A 22921-nucleotide genomic window follows, 5' to 3' on the forward strand; every position below is an offset into this window, starting at 1 on the left:
CGACTTGAACGCGTTCAAGGTGCCGCGGTGACCACGACCAAGGCCGAGCAGACCCGGGCCCGGATCGTCGACGCCGCCCTGCGGCTGTTCCGCAGCAGCGGCTACGACAGGACGACCATGCGCTCGATCGCCTCGGAGGCCGGGGTGTCGCTCGGCAACGCGTACTACTACTTCGGGTCCAAGGAGCACCTGGTCCAGGCGTTCTACGACCAGATCCAGGACGAGCACGCCGCGGCGGTGACCGGGGTCCTCGACGCGGAGCGTGGCTTCGGCGCGCGGCTCGAGGCGGTGCTGCTCGCCTGGCTCGACGTGGCCGAGCCGCACCACGAGTTCGCCGGCCAGTTCTTCAGGAACGCCGCCGATCCGCGCAGCCCGCTGTCGCCGTTCAGCCCGGAGTCGGCACCGGCCCGCGAGACGAGCATCGCGCTCTTCGCCCGGCTGGTCGACGGCTCCGACGCCAAGCCGCTCGCAGCGCTGAAGCCCGAGCTCCCGCGCCTGCTGTGGCTGCTGCAGATGGGTGTGGTGCTGTTCTGGGTGTACGACGACAGCCCTGGCCAGCAGCGCAGCCGGCAGCTGGTCACCGGGATCGTCCCCGTCGTTGATCGCCTGGTGAAGCTCTCGCGGCTGCCCGTGGTCCGCGGTCTCGTCGACGACGTGGTGGGGCTGCTGCAGACGGTCCGGTCGTGACGGGCCGGCGCGCGCCTGGGCGACGGTGCCGTCAGCTGCCCTCGGCGAGCGCGCGGGAACGGTCCCGCGCGGCCTCCATCGCGGCCAGGAACGCCGCCCTGACCTTGTGCACCTCGAGCTCGCGCAGCGCGGCCGCGGTGGTGCCGGCCGGCGAGGTGACCTGCTCGCGCAGGACGGTCGGGTGGGTGCCGGTCTCGCGGAGCATCTTCGCGGAGCCCACCAGCGTCTGGATGACGAGGTCGGTGGAGGTGTTGCGGGGCAGGCCGAGATGGACGCCGGCCTCGATCATCGACTCGACGACGTAGAAGATGTACGCCGGCCCCGAGCCGGAGATCGCGGTGACCGCGTCCTGCTGGCGCTCGGGGATCCGCACGACCTTGCCAACCGAGGCCATCAGCGCCTCGGCCTCGGCGAGGTGCTCCTCGGAGCAGTGCGAGCCGGGCGAGACCGCGGCCATTCCCTCGTCGACGAGCGCCGGCGTGTTCGGCATGACCCGGACGACGGCGACGCCCTCGGGCACCCGGGACTCGATGAACGCGGTGGTGATGCCGGCCGCGAGCGACACGAGCAGCTGACCGGGTCGCAGCGACCCCGAGATCTCGTCGAGCAGGTCGCCCATGTCCTGGGGCTTCACGACGATCGCGACGGTGTCGGCCTTCGCGGCCGCCTCGACGTTGCCGACCACGGCGACGCCGTACCGCTCCTCGAGCTCGCGGGCGCGCTCGGCGCGCTTCTCCCCGACCAGCAGGTTGTCGACCCGACGGCCGGCGCGGACCAGGCCGGAGAGCAGGGTCTCGCCCATCACACCGGCGCCGAGGATGGCGGTCTGGGACATGGGCTCGCCTTCTACTACTTCTTGGAGATCAGGGACCTCAGGAAGAATGTCAGGTTCTGCGGACGCTCGGCGAGCCTTCTCATCAGGTAGCCGTACCACTCGGTGCCGTAGGGGACGTAGACCCGCACGGTCTCACCGGATGCCGCCAGGCGGCGCTGCTCGTCGGGGCGGATGCCGTACAGCATCTGGTATTCGTAGCTGCCCTGGTCGCGGCCGTAGCGGCTGACCAGCGACGAGACGATCTCGACGATCCGCGGGTCGTGGGTGGCGAACATCGGGTAGCCCTCGCCCTCCAGCAGCACCTTCGCGCAACGGACGTAGGACTTGTCGATGTCGAGCTTGTCCTGGAACGCGACGGACTCGGGCTCGAGGTAGGCGCCCTTGCAGAGCCGGACCCGAGAGCCCTCGTGGGCCAGCGTGCGGCAGTCGGCCTCGGTGCGGTGCAGCATCGCCTGCAGCACGGCGCCGGTCTCGGGGAAGTCCTTGCGCAGCTCGCGCAGGATCGACAGCGTCGAGTCGATCGTCGTGTGGTCCTCCATGTCCAGGGTGACCGTGGTGCCGGCGTTGCGGGCCGCGCGGCAGATGGTGCGGGCGTTCTCCAGCGCGATCTTGTGGCCGTTCTCGGGGAGGAACTGGCCGATCGCGCTGAGCTTGACCGACACCTCGGCGTCGCGGGTCAGGCCCTGGTGCGCCAGCTGCTCCAGGAGCGTGAGGTAGGCCTGGACCGTCGCCTCGGCCTGCTCCGCGTCCAGCGTGTCCTCACCGAGGAAGTCCAGGGTGACCCGCAGGCCGTCGGCCTCCAGGACGGCGGTCGCGCCCACTGCGGCCTCGGTGGTCTCACCGGGGACGTAGTTGTGGACGATGCCGGACGACACGGGCATGGTGCTGACGAGCTTCTTCACCTGCGCGCTGCGCGCGAGGAGGAGGAGCGGCTGACGGAGGAGCGACATGCCTCTCAGGTTACGTCGCGACGTGCCCGATCCCCGATTCCAGGGTGGGTCACGGGGTCCGCCTCCGCAGGGTCGCCGCACCCAGCGCGAGGGCGCCGGCGGCGAACGCCGCGACGACCGCGAGGTCGCCCCACACCTCGCCCGTCTCGCTCGTCGTGGTCAGCGTCTGCATGGCGTCCACGGCGTAGCTGAGCGGCAGCAGGTCGCTGATCGCGCCGAGCAGGTCGGGCAGCTGGTCGCGCGGGATGAACAGACCGCACAGCAGGATCTGCGGGATCACGATCAGCGGCATGAACTGCACGGCCTGGAACTCGGTCTGCGCGAACGCGCTGACGAACAGCCCGAGCGCCGTGCCGAGCACGGCGTCGACGACGGCGACCACGGTCAGCAGCCAGACCGGTCCCTCGACGTCGAGGCCGAGCAACCCGACGCTGATGCCGACGGCGAGCACCGACTGGGCGGCGGCGACCACGCCGAACGCGACGCCGTACCCGAGCAGGAAGTCGAGCTTGCCCATGGGCATCGCCAGGAGCCGCTCGAGTGTGCCGCCGCTGCGCTCGCGGAGCGTGGTCACGCTGGTCACCAGGAACATCACGATGAACGGGAACATCGCGAGCAGCGCCGGACCGACCGCGTCGAAGACCGGGGTGTCCTCGAACATCCACCACAGCAAGGTGATCAGGGCGCACGGCAGCACCAGCAGCATCGCGAGCGTGCGGTGGTCCCGGCGGATCTGCACCAGCACCCGGGCGGCGACCGCGCCGAGGATCCGGGGACTCACGACGCGTCCTCGTGCACGATCGCGAGGAACGCCGACTCGATGTCGTCCGCCCCGACCTTCTCCTTGATCTCCGCGGGCGTGCCGTCGGCGATGACCCGGCCCTCGCGCATCAGCAGCAGCCGGTCGCACCTCTCGGCCTCGTCCATCACGTGGCTCGAGACGAGCACCGCGGTCCCCGCGTCGGCGAGCCGGTGGAACAGCGCCCAGAGGTCCACCCGGAGCACCGGGTCGAGGCCGACCGTGGGCTCGTCGAGCACGAGCAGCTCCGGCGTGCCGAGCAGCGCGACCGCCAGGCTGGCGCGGCTGCGCTGACCGCCACTCAGCCGGCCCACGACCTGGTCGCGCTGGGCCGCGAGGTCCACCGCCTCCACGACGCGGTCGACCTCCGTGGGACCGACGCCGAGGACGCGCGCGAAGAAGCGCAGGTTCTCGGCGACCGTCAGGTCGTCGTACACGCTGGCCGCCTGGGTGACGTAGCCGACCTTCTCCCGCAGCGCCCGGCTGCCGGCGGGCCGGCCGAAGACCAGGACGGTGCCGCCCGCGACCTTCTGCACGCCGACCAGGCAGCGCATCAGCGTGGACTTGCCGCAGCCCGACGGCCCGAGCAGGCCGGTCACCCCGCCACCGATCGTGAGGTCCAGCTGGTCGAGCACCGCGTGCCCGCCACGCTCGACAGACAGGGCGCGGATCTCCACGGCGTTTTTCATCATGTGATGAATTATGCGCCTCGGTGCGGTCGCGGGCAAGGGACGTCTCAGGCAGTTCCTGCACGTCCCAGGGGCGACGGTCGATGAGTGCGGGATTCACCGGTGCACCGGGGAATCCGCGCGCCAGCTACGGCAACGGGCCGGTCAGGTACCGCTGGATGGTCGGGCCGTACACCACGACCAGGTCCTCGGCGGGCATGGAGGCCAGCGGCTCGACCGCGAGCAGGTAGCGGGTCACGATCAGGCCGATGACCTGGCTGGCGACCAGCGGCATCCGGACGTCGGGACGGTCGATCCCGAGCGCGACCCCGACCGGGAGCAGGACCGCGGGCAGGAAGCCGTCACGCAGCAGCCGCTGCCCGGACGGCTCCAGGATGCTGCGCGCGAGACCGATCAGGGGGAGCTGGAGCTCGGGATCGTCCCAGACCGAGAGGAAGACTCGCAGCATCTGCTCGCCGGCCCCCTCGGGCCCGTTGGCGATCACCGCCGCCAGCCGTTCGCGGGGGTCGACGGGCAGCTGCAGGGCGGCCACGAACAGGTCGTCCTTGGTGCCGAAGTAGTGGTGCACCAGCGCGGCGTCGACGCCAGCGGCCGTGGCGATCGACCGGACCGAGGTCCCGGCGTACCCCTGCGCGGCGAACCGCTCGCTGGCGGCGGCCAGGATGGCGGCCCTGGTGTCCGGCGCTCCCGGACGGCGGCCGCGACGCGGAGCCGCCGGGCTCACGGCGTCTCGATGACGGAGTGCTCGCGCGCGAACTCCAGCGACTCGCGCAGGTCCGCCTCCCGCTCGACGGGGTCCTTGCACTTGCGGGTGTTGATCTCCAGCACGATCTCGCCGTCGAAGCCGACCGACGCGAGGTGGCGCAGGAACGCGGCGGCGTTCATCGAGCCGCGGCCCGGCACGAGGTGCTCGTCCTTCGCCGACCCGGTGCCGTCGGTGAGGTGGATGTGCCGCAGCCGCTCGCCCATCCGCTGCGCCATCTCGATCACGTCCGAGTGCGCGATCGACGCGTGCGACAGGTCGATCGTCATGTTCGCGTAGGACTCCTCCGACGGGTCCCAGCCGGGCAGGTACATCTCCATCCCGCGGCGGCTGGAGGCCCGCCAGGGGTACATGTTCTCGACCGCGTACTTGAGCCCGGTGGACGCCTCGAGCGCCGCGATCCCGTCGACGAAGCTCGCGGCGTACTGCTTCTGCCAGCGGAACGGCGGGTGCACGACGACCACCTCAGCGCCCAGCGCGTGCGCCATCTCGGCGGACCGCTCGAGCTTTCCCCACGGCTCGGTGCCCCAGACCCGCTGCGTGAACAGCAGGCAGGGCGCGTGCACCGCCGACACCGGGATGCCGTGGTGCTCGGAGAGCTGCCGGATCGCAGCCGTCTGCTGGCTGAGCGCGTCGATCCCGACCATCACCTCGATCGAGTCGTAGCCGAGCGAGGCGGCGTACGAGAACGCGTGCGCGGAGGACTCGGGGTAGACCGAGACCGTCGAGAGACCGATCCGTGCCATGACTCAGCCCCGCCCCGTGATCTGGTCGAGACGCTGCAGGATCACGCCCTCGCGCAGCGCCCAGGGGCAGACCTCCAGCGCGGCGAGGTCGAAGATGTCCATGACCGCCTCGGCGACCAGCGCCCCCGGGACGATCTGGTGGCTGCGGCTGGCCGAGACGCCCGGGAGCGACGCGAGCTCGTCGGGAGTCATCGCGACCAGCTTGGGGATCCACTCCCCGAGCGTCGAGGCCGGGATGGAGCGCGGCACCATCGGGCCGTCCGCGGACGGGGCGGCACCGCAGATCCGGGCGAGCGAGCGGAACGTCTTGGACGTCGCGGCGGCGTGGTCGGGCACCCCGGCGCGCAACAGGCGCCCGGCGTCGTGGGCGATCTCGGCGCGGATCTGCTTGCGCAGCGCGCGGATCTCGTCCTCGTCGGGGACCCGCCCGGCGAAGTGCTGACGGGCCAGGCGAGCGGCGCCGAGCGGCAGCGACCAGGCGACGTCCGGCGCCTCGTCCGCGCCGCCGGCGATCTCGAGCGAGCCGCCGCCGATGTCGAAGACCGACAGCCGGCCGGCCGACCAGCCGAACCAGCGCCGTACGGCGAGGAACGTCAGCCGCGCCTCGTCCTCACCGGAGAGCACCGCGATCGCCTGGCCGCTGCGCTGCTCGACCTCGGCGAGCACCGCCTCGGAGTTCACCGCGTCGCGGACCGCGGACGTCGCGAACGCGAGCATGTCCTCGCAGCCCTTGTCCTCCGCGACCCGGATCGCCTGGGTCGTGAACGCGGCGAGCGCGTCGATCCCCTGCTGCGACACGGCACCGGCGTCGTCGAGGTGCTCGGCGAGCCGGAGCGGCTCCTTGTAGGAGTACGCCGGCAGCGGGGCCGCACCCCGGTGTGCGTCGACGACCAGGAGATGCCCGGTGTTGGACCCGATGTCGAGGACGCCCAGGCGCATGGGGCCACGGTACTAGGGGGCGCGTCCTCGGCACGTAGGGTTGGGCCGTGCCCGAAGTCGACCTGGTGTTTCCCCGCGCGTTCGTGGAGTTCGTGAACCCGGCCGACGAGTCGGAGGTGCTGCGCTGCGACCTCACCTGGCTCACGTCGAGCTACATGTGCATCTTCGGTCAGGGCTGCCAGGGCATCTACGCCGACGCTCCCGACGTCGGCTGCTGCACGCTCGGCGCGCACTTCGCCGACAAGGACGACGAGAAGCGGGTGGCGGAGTACGTCGAGATGCTCGACGGCGAGCTGTGGCAGCAGAAGCCGAAGGGGCGCGGGGTCCGCCGCAAGGACTGGGTCGAGGTCGACGAGGACGGCGAGCGCAAGACCCGCACCACGACCGTCGACGGCCAGCAGGCGTGCGTGTTCCACAACCGCAACGACTTCCACCTCGGCGCGGGCTGCGCCCTGCACGCACTGGCGTACGTGATCGACAAGAACCCGGTCGAGACCAAGCCCGACGTGTGCTGGCAGCTGCCGATCCGGCGTACGTTCCGCGAGGTCACGCGCCAGGACGGGTCGACGTACACCGAGGTCTCGATCGGCGAGTACGACCGGCGGGGCTGGGGTCCTGGCGGTCACGACCTCGACTGGTACTGCTCGGGCAACACCGAGGCGCACGTCGCGCCGGAGCCCGTGTACGTCACCCACGAGGCCGAGCTGGTCGCGCTGATGGGGCGTCCGGCGTACGTCGAGCTGGTGCGGCACTGCGACGCACACGTGCGGTCGCGCTCGGCGCTGGCGCTGCATCCGGCCGACCCGCGCTGACGGTCCACGCAACTGTCTCGACGTCAAGAAGAAGCGACCCCGATGTTCAGTGACGTCGGGCACACGCCGAGAATTCTTGTATGCGCCTGGACCATCTCTCTTTCGCAGCCGGCCCTGATGGCCTCGCCAGCACTGCCCAGCGCATCGGGGGGCTGCTCGGCAAGGAGTTCGTCGACGGTGGGGTCCACCCCCGCTTCGGCACTCGCAACATGATCCTGCCGCTCGCCGGCAACACCTACATCGAAGTGGTCGAGGTGCTCGACCACCCCGCCTCGGACAAGGCCCCGTTCGGCCAGGCCGTGCGCGCCCGTTCGGCGCTCGGTGGCGGCTGGCTCGGCTGGGTCGTCGCGGTCAGCGACATCACGGTCGTCGAGCAGCGGCTCGGCCGCGAGGCCGTCAACGGCAACCGGCACCGCCCCGACGGCGAGAACCTGCAGTGGAAGCAGATCGGCATCAACGGCCTGATCGCGGACCCGCAGCTGCCGTTCTTCATCCAGTGGGAGAGCCCGGCGGCGATGCACCCGAGCGCCGGCGCCGACGAGGCGTTCTCCCTTGCCTGCTTGGAGATCGCCGGTGACCCGAAGCGCGTCAGCGACTGGCTCGGCGAGACCGTCGAGGCGCCGCTGGAGGACGTGAAGGTCGAGTGGGTCGCCCCCAACGGCACCCCGGGCATCCTCGCCGTGCAGGTCCAGACGCCGAACGGGCTGGTCCGTCTCTGACGGTCTCGCCCGGGGCTCGGCCGAGCCCCAACATCTGGAACACCCCGGCGACGTACGAGATCGAGAACCGCGCGGTCGACCCCGACGGGCGCATCGCCGCGGCCATGCAGGACGTCGCGAGCTGGTCGGGTCGCACCGTGCTCGACGTCGGCTGCGGCACCGGGTTCCACCTGCCGTGGTTCGCCTCGACCGCGGCAGCGGTGGTCGGCGTGGAGCCGCACGGTGACCTGGCCGCACTGGCGCGGCGCCGTACCCGCCGGCTGCCGAACGTCACCGTGCACCAGGGGACGGCGCAGTCGCTGCCGCTTCCCGACGCGTCCGTCGACGTCGTGCACGCCCGCTGGGCCTACTTCTTCGGCCCCGGCTGCGAGCCCGGCCTCGCCGAGCTGGACCGCGTCGTACGTCGCGGCGGCACGGCGTTCGTGATCGACAACGACCCGACCCGCTCGACGTTCGGCGCGTGGTTCCGGCGCGGCTACCCCGAGGTCGACCCGGTCGCCGTCGAGCGGTTCTGGTCGACGCGAGGGTGGAGCCGCACCCCGGTCGACATGCGGTGGTCGTTCGCGTCGCGGGCCGACCTCGAGGACGTCGTCCGCATCGAGCTCGCGCGCGAGGTCGCCGACGAGGTGCTGTCGACCCACGAGGGCACCGAGGTCGACTACGCGGTCAACCTCTGGTGGCGGCACTTCTAGATGACGGTGCCGACGTCCTCGCGGACGATGGCGTCCATCGCGTGCTCGGCCACGGCCGCGATCGTCATCGACGGGTTGCAAGCACCGGTGGAGCCCGGGATCAGCGCGCCGTCGAGCACGTAGAGCCCGCGCTGGCCGAGCACCCGGCCCTGGACGTCGCAGGCGCGGCCCATGACGACACCGCCCAGGCCGTGCCAGGTGCTGGCCAGCGCCGCGTTGGTGTCGAGGAGCGTGCCGTGGGAGCCGACGATCTCCCGCATGCGGCGGTCGATGACGCGGTAGCTCGCCTGGTCACCGAGGAACGGGAACCTCAGCACCGCCTTGCCCGTGACCGCGTCGTACGCGAACCGGCCGCGGTCGGGTGTCATGCCGTACCCGATCACCATCGTCGAGCGCGGGTTGACACCGAACGGCGGGATCGCGGCCTGCACGATCGTGTTCGCGGTCGCGGCGTCGTCCCAGTCCATCGACCCGTAGACGCACGGGCCGCCCTGCTCGGCCCCGAAGTCGGTGAACGGGTTGGTCCAGACGTAGATGCGGTCGCCGTTGGTGCCCCAGCACTCCCCGACCGCCTCCGGGAGGTCCGGGATCGTGTCGTGCGCCTGGGCCTCGACGAGCAGACGGCTGGTGCCGGTGGATCCCGCCGCGAGCACCAGCGCGCCGGTCGTGATGACCTTCTCCTCCAGCGCGGTGCCGCGGTCGTCGGTGCGCGTCGCGTGCACGACCCAGCGGCCGTCCGCGGCACGCCCGATGCTGCTGACGTTGTGGTGGGTGCGGATCGTGCAGTTGCCGGTCGCCTCGGCCCGGGCGAGGTAGGTGACGTCCAGGGAGTTCTTGCCGCCGTTGTTGACGCCGAGGAAGCAGTCGCCGTTGGTGTACGACGGCTTCATCTCCCCGCGCAGCTCCGCGAGCGCGTAGCTCCAGTCGATCGGCATCCGCAGCTTCTCCACCGCGTAGCCGGCCGCCCCGGCACGCATCTTGAAGTAGCGGGCCGGGTGGTAGCTCTTGGAGCCGATCAGCTCGTCGGGCGCCGTGGCGAGGTCCAGCATCCGCGCCACCCGCGGGTAGTGGACGCGGTCGAGCAGCTCGTAGTCGAGGCCGGCCGGGAAGATCCGGTGGAAGACGTCGGCGGACGGCTGGAGCGAGACCCCCTCGTAGGAGAGCGAGCCGCCACCGAGCGCGGCGGGCACGAACGCGACCATGTTGACGCCGACGACCGCCTCGACCAGGCCGACGTACGGCTCGAAGTCGATCGGCTCGCCGACGAGCGCTTGAGCGGCGCGGACGCCCTCGGGCGTGGTGCCGTACCAGAGCACCCGCTTGTCCATGGTGCGCGCGGTGGGGAACGTGTCCATGTCCGGGCCGGTCGGCCAGCGGCGGCCGCGTTCGAGGACGGTGACCGGGACACCCGCCTGGCTGAGCCGGAGGGCGGCGACGCTGCCGCCGAAGCCGGAGCCGATGACGACGGCCCGGTGCTCCTCGCGCGTGACGGGGACGGCGGCTCGGGCCACCCCGGGGAGGCCGGTGAAGGCGGCGGTCAGGCCGGCGGCGGTCAGGACGGAACGACGAGAGGCGCGCACGGCAGCCTCAACGGGGGTCCCGGCGCGGGGGTTACGTCGGTCGCGGCTCGGCTACGTCGAGCCGCGCAGGGCCAGCGTCGGGGCGAGCAGCACGCCGGGGCCGACGACGGCCGGCGTGGTGAGCAGGCCCTCGAGCGCCTTCACGATGTGGACCGCGACCTCCTCGAGCGGCTGGCGCACCGAGGTCAGGCCACGCGGGACGACCTGCGCGACCTGGGAGTCGTCGAAGCCGACGACCGCGACGTCGCGTCCGGCCCGCAGGCCGCGCTCGTCGAGGGTCTGCAGCACGCCCATCGCGAGGGTGTCCGAGGCGCACACGAACGCCGTCGGCTGGGCCTCGTCGAGCAGCACCGAGCTGGCCTCGCGGCCGCTGGCGACGGTGTCCTCGACGCGGGAGGCGAGGCCGGTGGTCGAGAGGTGGCGCGCGTGCATGGCGCGCAGCCAGCCGGACCGGCGGTCCTCGCCGATCCAGGAGTCCTTGCGCCAGCCGATCCAGGCGATCCGGCGGTGGCCACGGCCGAGCAGGTGGTTGGTCGCGAGCTCGGTCCCGGCGGCGCCGTCGACGTCCACCCAGGGGTGCCGCGCCTCCGGGTGCTCCCACGGCCGGCCGAACGCGACGAACGGCGCGCGTCGCTCCTCCAGCCAGGTCGCCTGCGGGTTGCCGAGGTAGGTGTCGGTGACCACGAAGGCGTCGACGGCCGTGGAGCTCAGCAGGTCCTGGTAGCCCGCGACCGGGTCGACGGCGTCACCGGCGAACAGCAGCACGTGGTAGCCGGCCTCGCGCGTGGTCTCCACCAGCGAGTGCACGAACCGGTCCATGGTGGCGTTGGCCGTGCCCTCCTGGACCGGCGTGAACCGCAGCCCGATCAGCTGCGACGAGCGGGTGCGCAGGTTCCGGGCGGCGCGGTTCGGCGTGTAGCCGAGCTCCGCGATCGCCTCCTGCACCCGCGTCAACGTGTCGGCGCGCAGCAGGTCGGGGTTGTTGACCGCGTTCGAGACCGTCTGCCGGGAGACGCCGGCGCGCTCGGCGACGTCCGCGAGCGTCGGCGGAAGGGCAGGCTGGAGCGCGGACGCTCGGCCGGGCGTTCTGGACAACCCCACCCTCCTCGACGTGCTGGGATCGTCTTGATCGTTCCAACCCCACCATAGGGCACCCGATCCGGCCACGGCCGCGATGCGTCCCACCTGGTGTCGGTGCCGCCCCGTAGCGTTCCCGCCATGCCGAAGTCGCCGCGTCCCTCCTTCCGTTGCTCCGAGTGCGGGTGGGAGACCGGCAAGTGGGTCGGCCGGTGTGGCGAGTGCCAGGCCTGGGGCTCGGTCGCCGAGGCCGCGAGCGAGCCGGCGGGCCGGACGACGGCCAGCCCGGTCACCAGGCCCGCGGTGCCGATCGGGCAGGTGTCGGTCGAGGACTCCACGTTCCGCAGCAGCGGCGTGCCCGAGCTCGACCGGGTGCTCGGTGGCGGCCTGGTGCCCGGGGCCGCGATCCTGCTGGCCGGCGAGCCCGGCGTCGGCAAGAGCACGCTGCTGCTCGAGGTCGCCGCCCAGACGGCGCGGCACCGGCACCGCACCCTCTACGTCACCGGCGAGGAGTCCGCCTCCCAGGTGCGGCTGCGCGCCGACCGCACCGGCGGCGTGCACGACGAGCTCTACCTCGCGGCCGAGACCGATCTCGGCGCGGTGCTCACCCACATCGAGCAGGTCCGCCCCACGCTGCTGGTCGTCGACTCCATCCAGACCATCGGCGCCTCCGGCATCGACGGGGTCCCGGGCGGCGTCACCCAGGTGAAGGAGGTCGCCGCCGCGCTGGTCCGGGTCGCCAAGACCCGCAACATCACCACGGTGATCGTCGGCCACGTCACCAAGGACGGGTCGATCGCCGGCCCGCGGGTGCTCGAGCACGTCGTCGACGTGGTGCTGCACTTCGAGGGCGACCGGGACTCCCGGTTCCGGATGGTGCGCGCGATGAAGAACCGCTTCGGCCCGGTCGACGAGGTCGGCTGCTTCGACCTGGGGGCCGACGGCATCACCGCGGTCACCGACCCGACCGGCCTCTTCGTGGAGAACCACCACGCGATGGTCCCCGGCACCTGCGTCGCGGTGACGATGGAGGGCCGGCGCCCGATGCTCGCCGAGGTGCAGGCCCTGGTGACCCACAGCGCCGCCGAGCGACCGCGTCGTACGACGTCCGGGCTGGACTCCTCCCGCGTCGCGATGGTGATGGCGGTGCTGCAGCAGCACTGCCAGGTCCGGCTGCACACCCTCGACGTGTTCGCCTCGACCGTGGGCGGCGCCCGGGTGGTCGAGCCCGCCAGCGACCTGGCGGTGGCGATCGCGCTGACGTCGGCCAGCCGCGGCGTCCCGGCGCCCAAGGGCGTCGTGGCGATGGGTGAGATCGGGCTGTCCGGCGAGCTGCGCCGGGTGCGGGACCTGCCGCTGCGGCTGTCCGAGGCCGCGCGGCTCGGCTTCCAGCTCGCGGTCGTCCCGACCGAGGCCGGCCGCCCGCCGGCCCGCTCGCCGGAGTCGTGGACCGTGGACGGGATGCGCGTGCTCGACGTGCCGGACGTGCGCTCCGCGCTGCGGCTGCTGCACCTGCTGCAGGCCGAGCACGAGCGTCCGCACGCGGTGGACGCTCGATAACGCTTCGATACCGGTCTGCGCGCGGAGCGGGAGGGAGACCCTAGACTCCGTGCTGCGGCCGTCGACGCCGCGCACACACGGGGAGGACCGCAGGTGGCCACGGATCGCTCGGACGAGACGCTGCGCCTGCGCGCGACACTCGCCACCATCGCCCCCGGTACCCCGCTGCGCGACGGTCTGGAGCGGATCCTGCGCGGCCGCACCGGCGCGCTGATCGTGATGGGCCACGACAAGGTCGTCGACTCGATCGCCACCGGCGGGTTCACCCTCGACGTGCCGTTCACGGCCACGGGCCTGCGCGAGCTGGCCAAGATGGACGGCGCGATCATCGTGGACAAGGACGTCACCCGGATCCTGCGCGCGGCCGTGCACCTGATGCCCGACCACACCATCCCGTCCGAGGAGACCGGCACCCGGCACCGCACCGCCGACCGTGTCGCCCGGCAGACCGGCTTCCCCGTGATCTCGGTGTCGCAGTCGATGCAGATCATCGCGGCGTACGTCGGCGAGACCCGCCACGTCCTCGAGGACTCCGGCCAGATCCTCTCGCGCGCCAACCAGGCGCTGGCCACGCTCGAGCGCTACAAGCTCCGCCTCGACGAGGTGTCGAGCACCCTGTCTGCGTTGGAGATCGAGGACCTCGTCACCGTCCGCGACGTGGCCGTGGTCGCGCAGCGGCTCGAGATGGTCACCCGGATCGCCAGCGAGATCGAGGACTACGTGCTCGAGCTCGGCACCGACGGCCGACTGCTGTCGCTGCAGCTGGAGGAGCTGGTGACCGGCGTCGACACCGAGCGCGAGCTGGTGATCCGCGACTACCTGCCGGCCGGGCGTCGCTCCAAGACCCCCGACCAGCTGCTCAACCGCCTCGAGGCGTTGTCGTCGACCGAGCTGGTCGACCCCGCGGCCGCCGCCAAGGCGCTCGGCCTCGGCAACGGCGAGCACCTCGACGGCGCCGTCGCGCCGCGCGGCTACCGGCTGCTCGCCAAGGTCCCCCGGCTCCCACCCACGGTGGTCGACCGGCTGGTCGACCACTTCGGCACCCTGCAGAAGCTGCTCTCGGCCGGGGTCGACGACCTCCAGGCCGTCGACGGCGTCGGCGAGCTGCGCGCGCGCAGCGTCCGCGAGGGCCTGTCCCGCCTGGCCGAGTCGACGATCCTCGAGCGCTACGTCTAGCTGGTCATCTGTCGACGACAGGTCAGTCCGGCTCGACCGCGCCCGAGGGCTTGTTCGACGGCTTGCCGGACGGCGTGATCGGCCGGCCGGTCGCGGACGCCGTCGCGCTCGGGGTGATCGTCCGCGTGATCGTCGCGGGGGTGGGCTTCACGAGCTCGAACTGCAGGTCGGACGGCTCACCGCCCAGGGCCGCGGCCGTGACGTGGTACCAGCCCGGCATCGCGAAGTCGGTGAACCGCGAGCAGGTCTCGTCGGAGCGCTTCGCGCTCCAGGTGACACCGACGTTGGTGGTGACCGCCTTGCGGACGACGACCTCGCGGACCGGGATCGCCTTGCGGCACTCGCGGCTCGACCAGATGTCGTCGTCGCCGGAAGTGATCGACACCGCGAGCGCGTCGGGCCCCACCCGCCAGGTGCAGGCCTCCGACACCATCGTGCGCAGCTGCAGCACGATCAGCACCGGGCGACCACCGACGGCGTTCTTCGCCTGGGGCGTGACGGCGACGTCGGCGCCGCTGCAGGTGCCGGTCGGCGCCGCGAGCGTCGGCGTGGGGTCCGGCGACGTGGTCTTCCTGCCGTTCTTGCCGCCCTTGCCCGGCTTCCCGGTCTCGCCGGCAGTGGCCGAGGCCTCGGCCGACGGCGAGGCGGACGTGGTCGTGGTGTCGGCGGTGAGCTGCGCCGCGCCGTCGTCGGCCGCGTCGCTGCCGTTGCCGAGCAACCGGGCGATGCCGAAGACCAGCAGCAGCGCGGTCCCGAGCACGAAGATCCTGCGCGTCCAGTAGACGCGCGCCGGCAGCGGTCCGCGGGTCATGGCTGGCATGCGGCAAACGCTAGTCACGGGCCCGCTCCGGCTGGCGGTGCCACACCGGCGACAATGGCCCGGACATGAGTGATCTCCATCAGCCGGTGCTGCAGTGGTACGACGAGCACGCCCGCGAGCTGCCGTGGCGCGGACCCTCGGCGTCGGCGTGGTCGGTGATGGTCTCGGAGTTCATGCTCCAGCAGACCCCGGTCGCACGGGTGCTGCCCGTGCACGAGCAGTGGCTGAGCCGCTGGCCGTCGCCCGCCGACCTGGCCGCGGAGCCGAGCGGTGAGGCGGTGCGCGCCTGGGGTCGGCTGGGGTACCCGCGCCGGGCGCTGCGCTTGCACGCTGCGGCCACCGCGATCGTCCAGCGGCACGGTGGCGAGGTGCCGGAGGAGTACGACGACCTCCGCGCGCTGCCCGGGATCGGCGACTACACCGCGGCAGCGATCGCGACGTTCGCCTACGGACGCCGCCACGTCGTGCTCGACACCAACGTGCGCCGGGTCTTCGCGCGCGCGATCCAGGGCGTCCAGTTCCCGGCCCCGGCGGTCACCAAGGCCGAGCGCGAGGTCGCGCTCGCGGTGCTCCCCGGGGAGGAGGACGCGCCGACCTGGTCGGTTGCGGTCATGGAGCTGGGCGCCCTCGTCTGCACGGCGGCCAGTCCCCGGTGCGCCGACTGCCCGATCGCCGGGCTCTGCGCCTGGCGGTCGGCCGGCCACCCGGCGTACGACGGACCGCCCCGCAAGACCCAGGCGTGGGCCGGGACCGACCGGCAGTGCCGGGGGCGGCTGCTCGCGGTCCTGCGCGACAGCGACGGCCCCGTGCACCGCAGCCGGCTGGACGCCGCGTGGAGCGACGAGGGCCAGCGGGTCCGCTGCCTGGCCTCGCTCGTGGAGGACGGGCTGCTCGTGCACGCCGCTCCGGACGTCTACGCGTTGCCCTAGATTCACCTAGAGCGGCGTAGATCTCCCGCTCGGCATGCTGTCCGAGCACCTCAGGTTCACCAGGGCACCATGGTGAACCTGCGACGACCCGCACCACCAACGCACGACGGCCCGCCCCGGAGTCCGGGGCGGGCCGTGGTGGTGTGGTGGAGCTGGGTCAGTCCGTGGTGCGCGGGACGTCGGTGCCGCTGTCGGAGTCGTCGGGACCCTCGCTCGGCGTGTCGGTCGCGGTCACCTCGGCGGCCTCGAACGGGGGCAGGTCGGGCAGCTCACCCATCTTCTGACCGGCGAACGTGAACGTCGCGGTCGGGCCCTCGCCCTCGACGCCGACCAGCACGATCTGACCGGGGCCGACCTCGCCGTACAGCATCTTCTCGGCGAGCACGTCCTCGATCTCGCGCTGGATCGTGCGGCGCAGGGGGCGGGCGCCCAGGACCGGGTCGAAGCCCCGCTCGGCGAGCAGGTTCTTCGCGGCCTGGGTCAGCTCGATGCGCATGTCGCGGTCGCGCATCCGCAGCTCCACCGAGGCGACCATGTTGTCGACCATGTGGACGATCTGCTCCTGCGACAGCGGCGGGAACACGATGATCTCGTCGACACGGTTGAGGAACTCCGGGCGGAAGTGCTGCTTGAGCTCCTCCGACACCTTGCCCTTCATCCGCTCGTACGAGCCCGCCGCGTCACCGGCCGAGGAGAACCCGAGGTTCAGGCCCTTGGCGATGTCGCGGGTGCCGAGGTTGGTGGTCATGATGATGACGGTGTTCTTGAAGTCGACCACCCGGCCCTGCGAGTCGGTCAGGCGACCTTCCTCGAGGATCTGCAGCAGGCTGTTGAAGATGTCCGGGTGCGCCTTCTCGACCTCGTCGAAGAGCACGACCGAGAACGGCTTGCGGCGCACCTTCTCGGTGAGCTGGCCGCCCTCCTCGTAGCCGACGTAGCCCGGAGGCGAGCCGAACAGCCGCGAGACGGTGTGCTTCTCGCCGAACTCCGACATGTCGAGCTGGATCAGCGAGTCCTCGTCGCCGAAGAGGAACTCCGCGAGCGTCTTGGACAGCCAGGTCTTACCGACACCGGACGGACCGGCGAAGATGAACGAGCCGCCGGGGCGCTTCGGGTCCTTCAGGCCGGCACGGGTACGACGGATCGCCCGGCTGAGCGCCTTGACGGCCTCGTCCTGGCCGATGACCCGCTTGTGCAGCTCGTCCTCCATCTTGAGCAGCCGGGTCGACTCCTCCTCGGAGAGCTTCACGATCGGGATGCCGGTGGCGACCGCGAGGACCTCGGCGATCAGCTCCTCGTCGACCTCCGCGACCTCGTCCATGTCGCCCGCGCGCCACTGCTTCTCGCGCTCGGACTTCTTCAGGATGAGCTGCTTCTCCTCGTCGCGGAGACGCGCGGCGGCCTCGAAGTCCTGGCCGTCGATCGCGGCCTCCTTGCGCTGGCGCACCTCGCCGATCTTGTCGTCGTACTCGCGCAGGTCCGCGGGCGCCGTCATCCGGCGGATCCGCAGCCGCGAGCCGGCCTCGTCGATCAGGTCGATGGCCTTGTCCGGCAGGAAGCGGTCGGAGATGTAGCGGTCGGCGAGGGTCGCCGCCGAGACCAGGGCCTCGTCGGTGATCGTCACGCGGTGGTGCGCCTCGTAGCGGTCGCGCAGGCCCTTGAGCATCTCGATCGTGTGCGCGATCGACGGCTCGGCGACCTGGATCGGCTGGAAGCGGCGCTCCAGCGCGGCGTCCTTCTCGAGGTACTTGCGGTACTCGTCGAGCGTGGTCGCGCCGATCGTCTGCAGCTCACCGCGAGCGAGCATCGGCTTGAGGATGCTGGCGGCGTCGATCGCGCCCTCGGCCGCGCCGGCGCCGACGAGGGTGTGGATCTCGTCGATGAACAGCACGATGTCGCCGCGGGTGCGGATCTCCTTCAGGACCTTCTTCAGGCGCTCCTCGAAGTCACCGCGGTAGCGCGACCCGGCGACCAGCGCGCCGAGGTCGAGCGTGTAGATCTGCTTGTCCTTGAGCGTCTCGGGGACGTTGCCCTTGACGATGTCCTGGGCCAGGCCCTCGACGATCGTCGTCTTGCCGACGCCGGGCTCGCCGATGAGGACGGGGTTGTTCTTCGTACGGCGAGACAGGATCTGCATGACCCGCTCGATCTCCTGCTCCCGGCCGATGACCGGGTCCAGCTTGCCCTCGCGGGCGTCCTGGGTGAGGTTGCGACCGAACTGGTCGAGCACGAGGGAGGACGACGGCGCGTCGCTGCCGGTGGCGCTGGCGGCCGCGGCGGCGCCGGACGACTCCTTGCCCTGGAAGCCGGAGAGCAGCTGGATGACCTGCTGGCGGACCCGGTTGAGGTCGGCGCCGAGCTTCTGCAGCACCTGGGCGGCGACGCCCTCGCCCTCCCGGATCAGGCCGAGCAGGATGTGCTCGGTGCCGATGTAGGAGTGGCCGAGCTGCAGCGCCTCGCGCAGGGACAGCTCGAGGACCTTCTTGGCGCGCGGCGTGAACGGGATGTGCCCGCTCGGCGCCTGCTGGCCCTGGCCGATGATCTCCTCGACCTGGGCGCGCACGGCCTCGAGCGAGATGTCCAGGCTCTCCAGAGCCTTCGCGGCGACACCTTCGCCCTCGTGGATGAGGCCGAGCAGGATGTGCTCGGTCCCGATGTAGTTGTGGGAGAGCATGCGGGCCTCTTCCTGGGCCAGCACGACCACCCGGCGGGCTCGGTCGGTAAACCGCTCAAACATGCGTATCGCTCCTGAAGCTCTAGGGGGCTACGAAGACAACTAACCCCGCGGACAGCCTACGCGTTCCCCCGAATCAGCCCAGACCGGTCCGCTGAGAGCGAACACGACCCGAAACGCCGAGTCGGCGCAGCCTCCACGCGGGAGGACTGCGCCGACTCGGTGCGTACGTGGGTCAGTGGGCCTTGGCGTAGGCCTCGCGCACGTCGGCCGACACGCGGCCGCGCTCGGGGACGTCGTAGCCGTTGTCGCGGGCCCAGTCGCGGATCTCCTTGGCGCTGGCGCCGTCCCCGGCCGTCGCGGCGGCCTTGCGGCCCCGGCGCGGCGCGTTGCCGACCTTGCGGGCGTGGCCGACGTACCCCGACAGGGCGTCGCGCAGGGCGGCGGCGTTCTTGTCGTTGAGATCGATCTCGTACGTCGTTCCGTCGAGACCGAACGTCACGGTCTCGGTGGCCTCGCTGCCGTCGAGGTCGTCGACGAGAACGATGTTGACCTTCTGGGCCATTCGCTGGACCTCACTTGTGAATTCGTCGAATTGAATTGAAAACCGACGACATCATGCCACGCAATTCACGCGCGCACACAAATCCAAACCGACAGCGGGCGCGCGATTAGCGATTTCGCACAAATACGAGCTCGAGCCCGCGCAGCGTCAGCCAGGGCGCGTGATCGGTGAAAGCGCGGCACTCGCCGAGGACGAGCGGAGCCAGGTAGCCCGTGGCGATCACGCGTACGTCGCCCGGTTCGGCACCCAGCTCCTCGACCATCCGGGCGACAATTCCCTCGACCGAGGCGGCGACGCCGAAAACCATTCCCGACTGCAATGCCTCGACGGTGTTCTTGGCGATCACCGAGCGCGGCCGCAGCAATTCGACCTTGCGCAGCTGCGCGCCGCGGCGCCCGAGCGCCTCGAGCGAGATCTCGATTCCGGGCGCGATCGCGCCGCCGACGTACTGCCCCTGAGCGCTGACCACGTCGAACGTCGTCGCGGTGCCGCCGAAGTCGACGACGATCGCGGGACCGCCGTACTCGTGCACCGCCGCGAGCGCGTTGATGATGCGGTCGGTGCCGACCTCGCGCGGGTTGTCCATCAGCACCGGGATCCCGGTGCGCACCCCCGGCTCCACGACGACGGCGGGGACGTCGGCCAGGTGCCGCGCCAGCATGTCGCGCCACTCGTGCAGCACCGCCGGGACCGTCGAGCAGACCGCGATGCCGTCGACGTCGTCGATCGCCGGGCCGAGCAGGCCGCGCAGCAGCACCGCCCACTCGTCGGCGGTACGCCGCTCGTCGGTGGAGATCCGCCAGTCGGCGGTGACCTCCCCGCCCGAGAGCAGGCCGAGCTGCGTGTGGCTGTTGCCGATGTCGGCGGCGAGGAGCATCTCAGCCCTCGCTGAGGTCGAGCCCGAGGTCGAAGACCTTCACCGAGTGGGTGAGCGCGCCGACCGAGATGAAGTCGACCCCGGTCTCGGCGACCTCACGGGCACGCTCCAGCGTGAGCCCGCCGGAGGCCTCGAGGGTGGCGCGCCCGGCCGGCCCTCGTGCGTCGTTCAGCCGCACCGCCTCGGCCAAGGTCGCGGAGTCCATGTTGTCCAGCAGGATCTCGGTGCATCCGACGTCGAGCAGCTCGCGCAGCTGGTCGAGGTCGGTGACCTCGACCTCGACCCGCAAGTCGGGGTAGGCCGCGCGGACCGCCTGGAACGCGGGGACCACGCCGCCGGCCGCGACCACGTGGTTGTCCTTGACCATCGCCCGGTCGCTGAGGCTGAACCGGTGGTTGACGCCGCCACCGCAGCGGACGGCGTACTTCTGCAGCGCCCGGTAGGTCGGCAGCGTCTTGCGGGTGTCGAGCACCTGGGCGCGGGTGCCGGAGAGCGCCTCGACCCAGTGCGAGGTCGCGGTCGCGACCCCCGAGAGGTGGCTGGCGTAGTTGAGGGCGGTGCGTTCGGCGGTGAGCAGCCCTCGGGTCGGCCCGGACACGCGCATCACGACGTCGCCGGGCTCCACGCGGGTGCCGTCGGGGACCCGGTCGGTGACCGTCACGGTGTCGCCCATGACCTCGTGGAAGACCAGCGCCGCGACACCCAGGCCCGCGACCACACCGGCCTCGCGGGCGGCGAACACCCCGGTCCCCTGCGCCTCGGCGGCGATGGTGGCCAGGGAGGTCACGTCGCCGGCGGGAAGGTCCTCGGCGAGCGCCTCGCGGATCTGCGCCAGCACCGCGGCGGGGTCGAGGCCGGCGGCGGCCAGCTCGTCGTCGTACGGCGTCAATGCAGCTCCAGGGTGGTCACGCCGTCGTCCATGACGGTGTCGAAGTGCCCCGAGAAGCGGAGGTCGTCGCGCTCGGGGAAGTCCTCGCGCCAGTGCGAGCCGCGGGTCTCCTCGCGGAGCGCGGCGGCGTCGGCGAGCGACAGCGAGATCGTGAGCAGGTTCGTGGTCTCCCACGACTCCTGGTCGACGACCTCCGCGGCGACGCCGGCGAGCTTGTCGAGCATGCCGGTGGCGTCGGCGAGGCCGGACGCGTGGCGCAGGACGCCGACCCGGGTGGTCATGATCTCCTGGAGGTCGCGACGCAGGCCGCCGGGCACCAGGCCCGGCGTTCGGGTGTCCGGGGCCGGCGGCTGCAGCGGCCGCAGCTCGCCGGGCAGGACCTGGGCGATGCGGCGGGAGAACACCAGGCCCTCGAGGAGCGAGTTCGACGCGAGCCGGTTGGCGCCGTGGACGCCGGAGCACGCGACCTCGCCGGTGGCGTACAGGCCCGGCACGGTGCTGCGGCCCCAGAGGTCGGTGCGGACCCCGCCGGAGGCGTAGTGGCACGCGGGCGCGACCGGGATCAGGTCGGTGACCGGGTCGATGCCGTGGCTGCGCGCGGTCGCGAGGATCGTGGGGAAGCGCCGCTCCCAGTATCTCGAGACGCTCGCTTCGCTCGCTCCTCGATAACCGTCGCCGGAGGTCGCTTCGCTCCCCTGGCTTTCTTTGCCCAAGTGCCGGGCGTCGAGCCACATGTGCGGCTGCCCGGTGTCGATCATCCGGCGCATGATCGCCTTCGCGACCACGTCGCGCGGCGCGAGGTCGGCGAGCTCGTGCTCGCCCTGCATGAAGCGGGTGCCCTCGAAATCGACGAGGAACGCGCCCTCGCCGCGCACGGCCTCGGAGATCAGCGGCTGCTGGCCGTGGGACTCGGGCCCGAGGTACATCACGGTCGGGTGGAACTGCACGAACTCCAGGTCGCGGAGCTCGGCGCCCGCGCGCAGGGCCACCGCCATCCCGTCGCCGGTCGAGACCTCCGGGTTGGTCGTCTGGGAGAACACCTGGCCGAGCCCGCCGCTGGCGAGCACCACCGCGCGGCACAGCACCGCGCCGACACCGTCGCGCTGGCCCTCCCCCATCACGTGCAGCGTGAGACCCGCGACGCCGCCGTCCTCGGCGAGCAGCAGGTCGACCGCCAGCGCGTGCTGGACGACCTCGATCTCGGGCGCCTGCTCGATCGCGGCGATCAACGCCCGCTGGATCTCCGCACCGGTGGCGTCGCCGCCTGCGTGCGCGATCCGGTCGCGGTGGTGGCCGCCCTCGCGGGTCAGCGACAGCTCGCCGTCGGGGTCGTGGTCGAAGTTCGTGCCGAGCGCGATCAGCTCGCGCACGGCTTCAGGGCCCTCGTTGACCAGGACCCGGACGGCCTCGCGGTCGCACGCCCCGGCGCCGGCCACGAGCGTGTCCTGCTCGTGCTCCTCGGGGGTGTCGCCCGGGCCGAGCGCGGCGGCGATGCCGCCCTGCGCCCACTGCGTGGAGCCGGCCGCGAGCACGTCCTTGGTGACGACCAGGATCTTCTCGACCTGTCCGCGCAGCCGCAGCGCCGCGGTGAGTCCGGCGATGCCGGACCCGACGACCACGACGTCCGCGGTCGTGGTCCAGCCGGGCTCCGGCGCGATCAGGCGTCCGGGGACGCGGCGTACCGGAGCGGTGGACATTGGCGCAGGCTACCGCTGCGCCAGCTGGTCGCCGCGCACCAGTCCGGTGCCCGCGACGGCCTCGGCCGGGTCGAACCCGGTGGCCAGGATCTTGTTGTCGGCGTCGACGAACACCACGTGGGGCTTGAGCTCCTTGGCCTCGGCGGTGTCCATCTGGGCGTACGCGATGAGGATCACCAGGTCGCCGGGGTGCACCAGGCGGGCCGCGGCACCGTTGATGCCGATCACCCCGGAGCCGCGCGGGCCGGCGATCGTGTACGTCTCGAGCCGGGCGCCGTTGGTGATGTCGACGATGTGCACGAGCTCGCCGGGCAGCAGGTCGGCCGCGTCCAGGAGGTCCTCGTCGACGGTGACCGACCCGACGTAGTGCAGGTCGGCCTGGGTCACGGTGGCGCGGTGGATCTTGCTCTTCATCATCGTGCGGAGCATCAGCGGTCCTCCAGTCG

General features: G+C 71.9%; 23 protein-coding genes. 7 read left to right on the plus strand and 16 right to left on the minus strand.

Annotated elements, in window-relative coordinates:
• The first annotated feature begins 27 nt into the window (after positions 1-27).
• Positions 28-687 carry a TetR/AcrR family transcriptional regulator gene (locus ABD875_RS00195; protein ID WP_345170347.1) on the plus strand — a complete coding sequence of 220 codons (660 nt, stop codon included), beginning with the start codon at positions 28-30 and terminating at the stop codon, positions 685-687.
• A 31-nt stretch (positions 688-718) separates the two neighbouring features.
• Here ABD875_RS00195 and proC read toward each other — a convergent pair whose 3' ends face one another.
• From proC to ABD875_RS00230, 7 genes are all read right to left on the minus strand, one after another.
• Entirely contained in the window at positions 719-1522 is an 804-nt protein-coding gene (gene proC / locus ABD875_RS00200) for a pyrroline-5-carboxylate reductase (protein ID WP_345170349.1), read from the minus strand.
• A gap of 14 nt (positions 1523-1536) precedes the next feature.
• Positions 1537-2472, minus strand: a complete 936-nt coding sequence (locus ABD875_RS00205) for a proline dehydrogenase family protein (RefSeq protein WP_345170351.1) — start codon at positions 2470-2472, stop codon at positions 1537-1539.
• A gap of 49 nt (positions 2473-2521) precedes the next feature.
• A complete protein-coding gene (locus tag ABD875_RS00210) occupies positions 2522-3253 on the minus strand; it encodes an ABC transporter permease (RefSeq protein ID WP_345170353.1) in 732 nt (243 codons plus the stop codon).
• Positions 3250-3963 (minus strand): ABC transporter ATP-binding protein, encoded by a 714-nt coding sequence (locus tag ABD875_RS00215; protein WP_345170354.1) that lies wholly within the window; start codon positions 3961-3963, stop codon positions 3250-3252. The genes ABD875_RS00210 and ABD875_RS00215 overlap by 4 nt, the downstream gene beginning before the upstream one ends.
• 124 nt (positions 3964-4087) lie before the next feature.
• Positions 4088-4684 (minus strand): TetR/AcrR family transcriptional regulator, encoded by a 597-nt coding sequence (locus ABD875_RS00220; protein WP_345170356.1) that lies wholly within the window; start codon positions 4682-4684, stop codon positions 4088-4090.
• Positions 4681-5469 (minus strand): sugar phosphate isomerase/epimerase family protein, encoded by a 789-nt coding sequence (locus tag ABD875_RS00225; protein WP_345170357.1) that lies wholly within the window; start codon positions 5467-5469, stop codon positions 4681-4683. Before ABD875_RS00225 ends, ABD875_RS00220 begins: the two co-directional genes overlap by 4 nt.
• 3 nt (positions 5470-5472) lie before the next feature.
• The gene (locus ABD875_RS00230) at positions 5473-6408 is read right to left on the minus strand and encodes a Ppx/GppA family phosphatase (protein WP_345170359.1); all 936 of its coding nucleotides are present in this window, start codon (positions 6406-6408) and stop codon (positions 5473-5475) included.
• 47 nt (positions 6409-6455) lie between these two features.
• Between ABD875_RS00230 and ABD875_RS00235 the strand changes: the two genes are divergently transcribed.
• From ABD875_RS00235 to ABD875_RS00245, 3 genes are all read left to right on the plus strand, one after another.
• On the plus strand, positions 6456-7220 hold the full coding sequence (locus ABD875_RS00235) for a DUF3109 family protein (protein ID WP_345170361.1): 765 nt from the start codon (positions 6456-6458) through the stop codon (positions 7218-7220).
• A gap of 80 nt (positions 7221-7300) precedes the next feature.
• Positions 7301-7939 carry a VOC family protein gene (locus ABD875_RS00240; RefSeq protein ID WP_345170363.1) on the plus strand — a complete coding sequence of 213 codons (639 nt, stop codon included), beginning with the start codon at positions 7301-7303 and terminating at the stop codon, positions 7937-7939.
• Between the two features lie 104 nt (positions 7940-8043).
• The gene (locus tag ABD875_RS00245; RefSeq protein WP_345170365.1) at positions 8044-8631 is read left to right on the plus strand and encodes a class I SAM-dependent methyltransferase; all 588 of its coding nucleotides are present in this window, start codon (positions 8044-8046) and stop codon (positions 8629-8631) included.
• Here ABD875_RS00245 and ABD875_RS00250 read toward each other — a convergent pair.
• Together ABD875_RS00250 and ABD875_RS00255 are read right to left on the minus strand one after the other, a co-directional pair.
• Positions 8628-10211, minus strand: coding sequence for a GMC oxidoreductase (locus ABD875_RS00250; protein ID WP_345170367.1), 1584 nt, complete (start codon positions 10209-10211; stop codon positions 8628-8630). The two genes, ABD875_RS00245 and ABD875_RS00250, sit on opposite strands and share 4 nt — an antisense overlap.
• Positions 10212-10262: 51 nt before the next feature.
• Positions 10263-11306, minus strand: a complete 1044-nt coding sequence (locus ABD875_RS00255; protein ID WP_345170369.1) for a LacI family DNA-binding transcriptional regulator — start codon at positions 11304-11306, stop codon at positions 10263-10265.
• A gap of 123 nt (positions 11307-11429) precedes the next feature.
• On the opposite strand from ABD875_RS00255, the gene radA reads away from it, so the two are divergent.
• Together radA and disA are read left to right on the plus strand one after the other, a co-directional pair.
• Positions 11430-12848, plus strand: a complete 1419-nt coding sequence (radA, locus tag ABD875_RS00260) for a DNA repair protein RadA (protein WP_345170371.1) — start codon at positions 11430-11432, stop codon at positions 12846-12848.
• Between the two features lie 93 nt (positions 12849-12941).
• A complete protein-coding gene (gene disA / locus ABD875_RS00265; RefSeq protein ID WP_243056255.1) occupies positions 12942-14024 on the plus strand; it encodes a DNA integrity scanning diadenylate cyclase DisA in 1083 nt (360 codons plus the stop codon).
• Positions 14025-14046: 22 nt separating this feature from the next.
• Here the strand turns inward: disA and ABD875_RS00270 are convergent, their stop codons facing one another.
• Positions 14047-14844, minus strand: a complete 798-nt coding sequence (locus ABD875_RS00270; protein WP_345170375.1) for a hypothetical protein — start codon at positions 14842-14844, stop codon at positions 14047-14049.
• A gap of 65 nt (positions 14845-14909) precedes the next feature.
• Here ABD875_RS00270 and ABD875_RS00275 point away from each other — a divergent pair, with 65 nt between their 5' ends.
• Positions 14910-15773 (plus strand): HhH-GPD family protein, encoded by an 864-nt coding sequence (locus ABD875_RS00275; RefSeq protein ID WP_345170377.1) that lies wholly within the window; start codon positions 14910-14912, stop codon positions 15771-15773.
• A gap of 157 nt (positions 15774-15930) precedes the next feature.
• On the opposite strand, the gene ABD875_RS00280 is transcribed toward ABD875_RS00275, so the two are convergent.
• The 6 genes from ABD875_RS00280 to panD form a co-directional block, all read right to left on the minus strand.
• The gene (locus tag ABD875_RS00280) at positions 15931-18510 is read right to left on the minus strand and encodes an ATP-dependent Clp protease ATP-binding subunit (RefSeq protein WP_345170379.1); all 2580 of its coding nucleotides are present in this window, start codon (positions 18508-18510) and stop codon (positions 15931-15933) included.
• A 172-nt stretch (positions 18511-18682) separates the two neighbouring features.
• Positions 18683-19012: a histone-like nucleoid-structuring protein Lsr2 gene (locus ABD875_RS00285; protein ID WP_345170381.1), complete on the minus strand. Its 330-nt coding sequence runs from the start codon at positions 19010-19012 to the stop codon at positions 18683-18685.
• Positions 19013-19118: 106 nt separating this feature from the next.
• Entirely contained in the window at positions 19119-19889 is a 771-nt protein-coding gene (locus ABD875_RS00290) for a type III pantothenate kinase (protein ID WP_345170383.1), read from the minus strand.
• A 1-nt stretch (position 19890) separates the two neighbouring features.
• Positions 19891-20778: a carboxylating nicotinate-nucleotide diphosphorylase gene (nadC, locus tag ABD875_RS00295; protein WP_345170385.1), complete on the minus strand. Its 888-nt coding sequence runs from the start codon at positions 20776-20778 to the stop codon at positions 19891-19893.
• The gene (locus ABD875_RS00300; protein WP_345170387.1) at positions 20775-22475 is read right to left on the minus strand and encodes an L-aspartate oxidase; all 1701 of its coding nucleotides are present in this window, start codon (positions 22473-22475) and stop codon (positions 20775-20777) included. Before ABD875_RS00300 ends, nadC begins: the two co-directional genes overlap by 4 nt.
• Positions 22476-22484: 9 nt before the next feature.
• Positions 22485-22904, minus strand: coding sequence for an aspartate 1-decarboxylase (panD, locus tag ABD875_RS00305; RefSeq protein ID WP_345170712.1), 420 nt, complete (start codon positions 22902-22904; stop codon positions 22485-22487).
• Positions 22905-22921 lie beyond the last annotated feature (17 nt).

It is taken from the genome of Nocardioides caricicola, assembly GCF_039541135.1.
GTDB lineage: Bacteria > Actinomycetota > Actinomycetes > Propionibacteriales > Nocardioidaceae > Nocardioides > Nocardioides caricicola.

What these genes read in the sequence shown, in the direction of transcription:
- proC (WP_345170349.1), bottom strand. Translation starts at nt 1,522, where the DNA reads ATGTCCCAGACCGCCATCCTCGGCGCCGGTGTGATGGGCGAGACCCTG.
- panD (WP_345170712.1), bottom strand. Translation starts at nt 22,904, where the DNA reads ATGCTCCGCACGATGATGAAGAGCAAGATCCACCGCGCCACCGTGACC.
- ABD875_RS00275 (WP_345170377.1), top strand. Translation starts at nt 14,910, where the DNA reads ATGAGTGATCTCCATCAGCCGGTGCTGCAGTGGTACGACGAGCACGCC.
- ABD875_RS00205 (WP_345170351.1), bottom strand. Translation starts at nt 2,472, where the DNA reads ATGTCGCTCCTCCGTCAGCCGCTCCTCCTCCTCGCGCGCAGCGCGCAG.
- ABD875_RS00240 (WP_345170363.1), top strand. Translation starts at nt 7,301, where the DNA reads ATGCGCCTGGACCATCTCTCTTTCGCAGCCGGCCCTGATGGCCTCGCC.
- ABD875_RS00280 (WP_345170379.1), bottom strand. Translation starts at nt 18,510, where the DNA reads ATGTTTGAGCGGTTTACCGACCGAGCCCGCCGGGTGGTCGTGCTGGCC.
- ABD875_RS00285 (WP_345170381.1), bottom strand. Translation starts at nt 19,012, where the DNA reads ATGGCCCAGAAGGTCAACATCGTTCTCGTCGACGACCTCGACGGCAGC.
- ABD875_RS00290 (WP_345170383.1), bottom strand. Translation starts at nt 19,889, where the DNA reads ATGCTCCTCGCCGCCGACATCGGCAACAGCCACACGCAGCTCGGCCTG.
- radA (WP_345170371.1), top strand. Translation starts at nt 11,430, where the DNA reads ATGCCGAAGTCGCCGCGTCCCTCCTTCCGTTGCTCCGAGTGCGGGTGG.
- ABD875_RS00225 (WP_345170357.1), bottom strand. Translation starts at nt 5,469, where the DNA reads ATGGCACGGATCGGTCTCTCGACGGTCTCGGTCTACCCCGAGTCCTCC.
- ABD875_RS00270 (WP_345170375.1), bottom strand. Translation starts at nt 14,844, where the DNA reads ATGCCAGCCATGACCCGCGGACCGCTGCCGGCGCGCGTCTACTGGACG.
- ABD875_RS00230 (WP_345170359.1), bottom strand. Translation starts at nt 6,408, where the DNA reads ATGCGCCTGGGCGTCCTCGACATCGGGTCCAACACCGGGCATCTCCTG.
- ABD875_RS00300 (WP_345170387.1), bottom strand. Translation starts at nt 22,475, where the DNA reads ATGTCCACCGCTCCGGTACGCCGCGTCCCCGGACGCCTGATCGCGCCG.
- ABD875_RS00215 (WP_345170354.1), bottom strand. Translation starts at nt 3,963, where the DNA reads ATGATGAAAAACGCCGTGGAGATCCGCGCCCTGTCTGTCGAGCGTGGC.
- ABD875_RS00245 (WP_345170365.1), top strand. Translation starts at nt 8,044, where the DNA reads ATGCAGGACGTCGCGAGCTGGTCGGGTCGCACCGTGCTCGACGTCGGC.